Origin of the sequence: Streptomyces sp. NPDC002130 (assembly GCF_040296465.1) — a bacterium.
GTDB lineage: Bacteria > Actinomycetota > Actinomycetes > Streptomycetales > Streptomycetaceae > Streptomyces.
On sequence record NZ_JBEOXI010000371.1, the window covers coordinates 1 to 6,029 of the forward strand.

At 62.3% G+C, this 6,029-nt stretch carries 4 protein-coding genes; all 4 read left to right on the forward strand.

The genetic code is table 11. The annotated features are described in order from the left end of the window. Window positions 1–159: 159 nt before the first annotated feature. Entirely contained in the window at window positions 160–1,542 is a 1,383-nt protein-coding gene (locus tag ABT116_RS38560) for an ATP-binding protein (RefSeq protein ID WP_351644194.1), read from the forward strand. Beyond that, window positions 1,539–3,887, forward strand: coding sequence for a hypothetical protein (locus ABT116_RS38565; protein WP_351644197.1), 2,349 nt, complete (start codon window positions 1,539–1,541; stop codon window positions 3,885–3,887). Before ABT116_RS38560 ends, ABT116_RS38565 begins: the two co-directional genes overlap by 4 nt. Next, window positions 3,887–4,453 carry a M23 family metallopeptidase gene (locus ABT116_RS38570; protein WP_351644201.1) on the forward strand — a complete coding sequence of 189 codons (567 nt, stop codon included), beginning with the start codon at window positions 3,887–3,889 and terminating at the stop codon, window positions 4,451–4,453. The genes ABT116_RS38565 and ABT116_RS38570 overlap by 1 nt, the downstream gene beginning before the upstream one ends. Before the next feature lie 108 nt (window positions 4,454–4,561). Beyond that, a partial coding sequence (locus ABT116_RS38575) for a substrate-binding domain-containing protein (RefSeq protein ID WP_351644204.1) occupies window positions 4,562–6,029 on the forward strand: 1,468 nt, incomplete at its 3' end.

Genomic DNA, 6,029 nt, shown 5'->3' on the forward strand with positions numbered 1-6,029 from the left:
TGATGGATCTGGGTGAGGCGGCTCGGTTGGTGGCGGCGCGTGCGGGGTTGATGCAGGCGTTGCCGGAGGGGGGTGTGATGGTCGCGGTGGAGGCCCTGGACAGCGCTTTTCGCCGTAGGCGCGTCGACCGAAGAGCAGGCCCTCGCTGATGCCCAAACAGTGAAGAAGTCCTTTGAACATCAGGACTACAAGCTGGTCGCGCCGCTCGGTTTTCAAGAGGACCTGTGGTGGGCAATGATTCCCGGCGTTCCGACGTCGAAGATCGTGCGCGAATTCGGGCACATCACCACCTCGACACATTTCGCGGCCTACATGCCGTTCACTCGCAACGATCTGGGCGACAGTTCCGGACCCCTGCTGGCACTCAACATCACGGCAGCCCGGATCGGTGCGGTTTTCAACGACATACTCGGTAAGTCCCTCCGGGACCAGTCCTCTTCGTGGGCTGTCACCGGGGAGCTCGGATCCGGAAAGTCCGTCACCATGAAGGTGATCGCCGGTCACGTCGTCGACTGCGGCGGCCAGGTCATCGGCATCGATCAAAGTGACCTCGGCGAATACGCCAACTGGGCTCGGGCGGTCACTGATGCGGTCATCGTCGATCTGGTCGAACCCGATTACAGCACCGACCCACTGCGGATCTTCCCGCCCAACATCGCGGCGGAGATGACGCAATCGGTGATGCTGGCCTTGCTGCGAATCCAGCCGACATCAACACACGGCAAGGCGCTGGCCAAGGTGCTCGAACCGTCCTATCGCACCAGTCACCCCTACGCAGGGCTGGGCGAGCTCACCGAGCACCTCCTCTCCGACGACTGCCTGATCGCCGGCGCCCACGACCTCGGCGAAGAGATGAACGTCTACGCCCGATTGAGCTATGCCGCAGCGCTCTTCGCGAAGGATCTGCCGGCGTTGCCGATCACCGCACCCGCGATCATCTTCCGAACCCACCGCGTCGAGCTCCCCACCCAGCTGCAGACAGAGAAGCAGCACCTGTACGACAATCTGCCGCTCGAGAAACGATTCGGTCACGCCGTCTACACACTCATCGCGAAGATCGCCCGCGGGCAGTGCTTCGCCGACTCCGATCAGATGGCGCTATTCCTCGTCGACGAAGCCCATCACCTTCTCAATGCCGACGACGGTATCGACATCATCGAAGATTTCGTTCTTCAAGGCCGAAAGTCCTCTGCAGCAGTGGGATTAGGTGATCAGGACTGCGCCTTCGGAACACCGAAACTTCGTGGCCTCATCAAAACCCGATTTGTTCATCGCCACACTGACGAAGGCCTCGCCAAGCGCGCGATCGAGTGGCTGGGCCTGGACCCAGAGAACCGAGACCTGGTCAAAGAGCTCACGGAGCAGACAGCGCCGGTCACAGGCCAGGACGGCTACGTCGAGCCGCATCGCCGAGGCGAGGGCTACATGCGCGACGGCGGGGGAAACGTCGGCCGCATCAAGACACTTCTCCCCGCCACCGAATCGCGCCGTGAAGCCGCACTGACCACCCCGAAAGACAACAAGAAGCTGGTGAAGGCATGACCTCGACCGCGGCGCACCCCCTCGACCAGGACGTTGTCGAGGGCCGTCCCGAAGCCCGCGAGTACTTCAGCGTCCGCGCCGCGGTCACACACTCACTGCGCTGGCTCCTGCACTTCGCCGGCAGGCTCGCCAAAGCCTGGATTCCCGAATCCTGGTTGGTCGTCATCATGTACGCGAGCAAACCGATCTCTCGCTGGCTGTGGTCACGCTGGTGGAGCCGCCTGCTCATACGGGCGGCCGCCGGATGGCACGCCCTTGGTGCGCTATTGCTGATTTTCGCAACGCCCGCGGCCGCAGACCCCAGCGGAGGAGGAGGTGCATCACCGTTCTTCGCGTGGATGGCACTCAAGGACACGCACGGAATCGACGCCTGGAGCTACTTCCTCTCGATCGACAAGGGCAACGCCTCGATGGGCGGCGGCTGGAGAATGATCTGGGCCTACATCATCACCCTCGAATACGAGATCTTCCGATTCCTGATGGCGACCGCGATCTGGTTCATCACCTACGCGTTGTCCTTCGACTGGATCGAAATGATTCTCACGCCGATCCGCACCATCGCAGACTCCGTCACTTCGATCACCGACCAATTCGCGCTCACCCCACTGATGTTGACGATCGCCGGATTCAGCGTGGCCGTGTGGTTCGTACGCGGCCGCTTCTCCACCGGCATCTACGAACTGCTCATGTCGTGCGTCATCGCGGCCGCGGCCGTCGGATTCCTCGCCAACCCGCTCGACCGTGTCGTCGGGAACGACGGCCTCGTTTTCGCTGCACGCGATGCCGGACTCGAAGTCGCGTCGGGACTGGCCAACGGTGGGAACACCAGCGGCAACGCCGATCAACAGATCGACACCATCAAATCGACCCTCGTAGATACCTTCCTGCGTCAACCCACCCAACTGATCAACTTCGGTGTCGTCCTCGATGCGCCGGACAACAACGGCAAGTGCGTCAAAGAATTCGACGAGGCGTACGCCGCAACCCCGGACGGGCCCGGGGTCATGGACAAGGTGCAAGAGAAGGTCGGTGACATTCTTCCCGGCGCGGGGGCAGCCCTGGACCTGATCAACCCGGACGACAAGCCCGAAGACCGCATCAAAGACGCGATCGCGGCATGCGACGGCGATGACGGTCCGATGAAGCAATACGCCGACAACCCTGGCCCGGGTCAAGCTATGGGCCTGCTCTTCTTGATCTTCGCCGGCACCCTGCTGATGGCCTTCGCGATCTACCTGGCGGGCAGGCTGGTACTCGCGGCCGGGGTGTCGATCGGCAACGCCATCAAATCCATCCCTGGCATCGTCGTCGCCATCGCGCCGTCGATGCGTGGACAGTTTTGGCGCACAATCGCCAACGTCGCGATGGCGCTGCTGCAGATGATGTTTTCCATCGTCTTCCTGGTCAGATACGTGCTCGTCGTCCAAGACCTTTTCGCTTCAGACGAATCGAACCTCATCCGCACCGTCTTCTTCGTCGACATCTTCCTGATCATCGCGCTCCTCCTCTTCCGCCGCGCGATCAAGGGTCTGCAACGGATGTCGGACAGCCTGGCGTCGATTTTGGCGAAGCGCCCCGATGCCGCACCCACATCCATCACCAGATCTACCCCGACGTCGGGCCGCGATATCGCGTTGATGGCTGCACAGGGCCGACAGATCTACCGTGGCGGCAAGGCCACGGTCCAGGGTGCAGGCAAGATCGCGAAGAAGGCGACTACTTCAACCAAAGCCGTTGGCTCAGTAGCTGGCACAGCGACATCGACTGCGGTAACGGGAGGCGTCGCTGCCGCAGTCTGGGCGGGCACGAAAGCAGTCTCTGGAGCGAAGAAGGCCAAGAAGTCGATCGACAATCTCTCCGACCCGGCCACGATGGCCCGTTCACAGTCCTCGGGCTCACGGTCCTCTACGAGCTCACCGAGCCGTGGAACCGGTACGGATAGCGCGGCGGCCGCGGTACGCAGTCGACTTTCGAAGGCGGCTGTTGCAGACAAACCGGGCATCAAGAAGGCGATCGCCACAGCACCGTCGGGGCTTGCTCCGGAGCGCGGACAAGTTCGCAGTTCAGCATCGAAGACCGTTGCACCAGACGGTCGGGCTTTCCGCGAATTCACCACCGATTCCGGCGCACCGCTGTTGTTGCCTACTACTCCTACCCGCGCTCCGAAGGCACCGAAGCCAACCGCCGCGCCTGCACGTCCGCCAGCTGCTCCAGTTGTTCCCGCTGTCAACATTCCCACCGGTTCCGGCTCGAGAACCGCAGGACTGATTGCGGCGGCAGCTCAAGCAGGAGCAGGTAACGCGAGGACCCCGCAGCCGAGCTCGCTGACCCGGCGGCCGCGCTGATGACGCTCCTGGCGGCACCACCGTCCCCTGATTCGGAAAGTTCGTCGAAGAAGTGGTGGTGGATCCTCATCTCCGTGCCGATCGTGTGCATGGTCGTGTTGATGGCGCCGGTTCTCGTCATCTTGTCCCTCACCGGTGAGGACACCACCTGCGGACAGCCGACCGGTACCGACATTCGTGCAGACGGATCCTTGGTAGGTCTGAAACCTGGATCGCTGGCAGTTCCGATGGCCGAAGGTACGTACACGATCAGCTCGCCGTTCGGCATGCGAGAAGGCGGAATGCATGACGGACAGGATTACGCCGCCCCATTGGATACCCCCTTCTACGCCGCAGGCGACGGCGAAGTCGTCGTCGCCGGACCGGCCTCGGGCTACGGACACTGGATCCGCATCCGGCACACCATCGATGGGCAGACCGTCGAATCTCTCTACGGACACATGACCGCAGCAGGAGTGCTCGTCAAAGCCGGCGACAAGGTCACCGCAGGCCAACTCATCGGCAAAGTCGGCAGCGAAGGACAGCCGGAATGTGGGCCCGCCGGTTCGCCGATGATTCAGCGCTAGTTGGAAATTCTGTGTTCTTGGCTACACTACCGCCCGGTAGGGATAGCTCCAGTCGCACGCATGCCGTCGGTATGCCTGAGTGCGAGTGGCCTCGGAAGGGCAGATTTCATGGCGGGCGGACGGCATTCGAGTCCTGACAGCGGGCGGTCGATCGGGTTCTACGCAGTGGGTGGGTTGGTTGCCGTCGCGGTAGTCGCCACCGGGGTGGTGGTCTTCAAGGCAACACAGTCCGATTCCTGCGAGAGCGTCGACGAGTACTCGCTGGCAGCAGATCCTGCGATCGCGCCTGCAGTAACGGAGATTCTCGCAGAAGCGTCGCCCGAGCAGACGGGCTGTTCGCGGATCACGGTCACCTCTGCGCTGCCCGGCGACGTCGCGGGAACTTTGGGCAAGGGCGTGGACGCGCCGGACATGTGGATACCGGATTCGACAGCGTGGGTCGGCAAAGCGTCATTGACGGCCAAGGGACCGGTCGCTGCGGCCGGCGGTTCGATCGCGACCTCACCTGTCGTTCTCGCCTCCGGCGGTGGCGAGCAGTTTGCCAGTTGGCTCACAGCGCTACAGGTTCCTGACCTCGCGCTGGGCAATCCATTGTTCACCGGAGTTGCATCGGCGCCCATTCTCGGAGCTCTCGCGGAGACCGGGGCCACCTCCGAATCGGTTCGAGCGGCACTCGTACCCCATGCTCAAGCCGAAAGTGTTCGTACCGAAGATCAGCCGGTAGGACAGAAGATGCTCACCGAATTGGTCAGCTCAGGCAAGGTTGGTGTTTCGACCGAGCAGCAGGTGGTCGAGTTCACGAAGGCAGAGTCGAAGATTTCCGCGACAGTGCCGGCGTCTGGAACCATGATCATGGACTACCCACTGGTGGTCAGTGCGTCGGCACCGGACCGGCACTACGCCGCAGCCAAGAAGAGTGACGCCATCGCCGAGCTGTTGCACAGTGAATCTGCTCAGGAAGTGCTGACGCGCAGCGGTTTCCGTACTTCCGGCGGTGGAACCGTCGAAGGTGGAGTTGGTGACGTCACGGCATTGACTGTCTCCGAACAGTCGGTGGCCGATCAGACACTGGGTGCTTGGGCGTTGATGGCCAAGCCGATCCGAACACTCGTCGCGATCGACGTGTCTGCATCGATGGACTATCCGGCGGCAGGTGGCAAGACGCGCATGCAGTTGACCACTGCTGCTGCTCTCGCCGGCAATCAAGTCTTCCCGGACAGCGTCGCTGCCGGTCTGTGGGCCTTCTCCCAAGGTATGAACGGAACCCAGGACTTCCAGGAATTAGTGCCGATCAGGCGCTACGACACCATCGTCGACGGCGTGACTCAACGAAAGTTGATGGCTGATCAGGCGAACCGGCTCACCGAACTCAAGCGTGGCGCCACAGGTTTGTACGACACGACTCTGGCTGCCTTCCGGAAAGTCCAGGAATCGTACGATCCGCGAGCGGTCAACAGCGTCATCATCTTGACCGACGGTGCAAACGAAGATCCCGACAGCATCAGCCGTGAACAGCTGCTCGATGTTCTTGCACGCGAGCAGGATCCGGCGCGTCCGGTCATCATCGTCACCATCG

What these genes read in the sequence shown, in the direction of transcription:
- ABT116_RS38565 (WP_351644197.1), top strand. Translation starts at nt 1,539, where the DNA reads ATGACCTCGACCGCGGCGCACCCCCTCGACCAGGACGTTGTCGAGGGC.
- ABT116_RS38570 (WP_351644201.1), top strand. Translation starts at nt 3,887, where the DNA reads ATGACGCTCCTGGCGGCACCACCGTCCCCTGATTCGGAAAGTTCGTCG.